Consider the following 1,255-nt stretch of genomic DNA (forward strand, 5'->3'; position numbering starts at 1 on the left):
TGGAGTGGGTATGATGAATTGGACACCTAGTTAAGAGCGAAAGGTGTTCAAGATGACCCAAAGAAGAAAGCGATACGACAGGCAGTTCAAGGTCTCGGCGGCAAAGGTGGTCCTGTCCGGGGAAATGACGGTCAAAGGCCTATCGGAGGAACTCGGCATAAAGGATTCGACGCTGAGAAGATGGGCCCGCGAATACGAGGAGATGGGAGACGGCGCGTTCCCCGGAAACGGCTCCCCGAAGATCAACAAGGACTACGAGATCGTGAAGCTCAAGAAGAAGGTCGAGGAGCTCGAGCGCGAGAACGAGATACTAAAAAATTTCCGGGCCTTCTTGAGTCAAGACCATGCGTGAGGTTCGAGTTCCTCAAAGAGCATAGGGGCGAGATCGGCCCCATCAAGAAGGCATGCGGGCTGATGAAAGTCTCGAAATCCGGTTTCTACGAGTATCTCGGCCGGAAGAAGTCCGACGCCCAGATAGAGCGGGAGGCGATCGAAGGTTTCGTCGTCGAGGCCTTCGAGCGGCACAAGGGCCGTTACGGCTACCGGCGCATCAACCGCGAACTGCGAAAAAGCGGCATCGTCGTGAGCGAGAAGCGCGTGCTCCGCATCATGCAGAAGCTCGGACTTGCCGGAAAGGGCGCGACCCGAAAACACCGCATCCAGAAGAAGGTCGAGCCGGGAGACCCTCGGTTGAACCTGGTAGAGCGCGCTTTCACCGTGGGCGAGCGCAACAGGCTTTGGGTGGGCGACATCACCTACATACCCACAAGAGAAGGGTGGCTCTATCTCGCAGCCGTGATAGACGCCTTCTCCCGCAAGGTCGTGGGCTGGTCAATGTCCGAGCGCATCACCGAGAAGGTCGCGATCGACGCGATGGAGCAGGCGGTCGGCAGGGAGGGTCCGCCAGATGACGGCAGCCTCGTCTTCCATGACGATCAGGGCGCGCAGTACACCTCCCGTTCCTTCCAGCGGTGTCTGGACTCGCATGGCATAGTCCAGTCGGTATCAAGGCCCGGCACGCCGCTGGACAACGCGGTGGCCGAGTCGTTCTTCAAGACGCTGAAAAGGGAATTGGTGAAAGAGAGGAGCTATGGGACGAGGGACGAGGCCAAGCAGGACATCTTCAAGTACATAGAGCTCTATTACAATAGGGTGCGCATGCATTCCACCCTGGGCTACATGTCTCCAGTGGAATACGAGCGGCAATACGCTTGAGGATCCTTAAAAGAAAGTCCAGTTTATCCTTCCCACTCCA

Annotated in this window: 1 protein-coding gene and 1 pseudogene; both read left to right on the forward strand. The window is 57.3% G+C overall.

Translation table 11 applies throughout. The annotated features are described in order from the left end of the window. Positions 1-52: 52 nt before the first annotated feature. A pseudogene (locus tag I2F59_RS09965) lies at positions 53-292 on the forward strand (transposase); the annotation flags it as partial. Next, positions 181-1,215, forward strand: a complete 1,035-nt coding sequence (locus I2F59_RS09850) for an IS3 family transposase (RefSeq protein WP_152068358.1) — start codon at positions 181-183, stop codon at positions 1,213-1,215. The pseudogene I2F59_RS09965 and the gene I2F59_RS09850, both read left to right, overlap by 112 nt. Positions 1,216-1,255 lie beyond the last annotated feature (40 nt).

Origin of the sequence: Collinsella aerofaciens (genome assembly GCF_015556945.1) — a bacterium.
Taxonomy (GTDB): domain Bacteria; phylum Actinomycetota; class Coriobacteriia; order Coriobacteriales; family Coriobacteriaceae; genus Collinsella; species Collinsella aerofaciens_AO.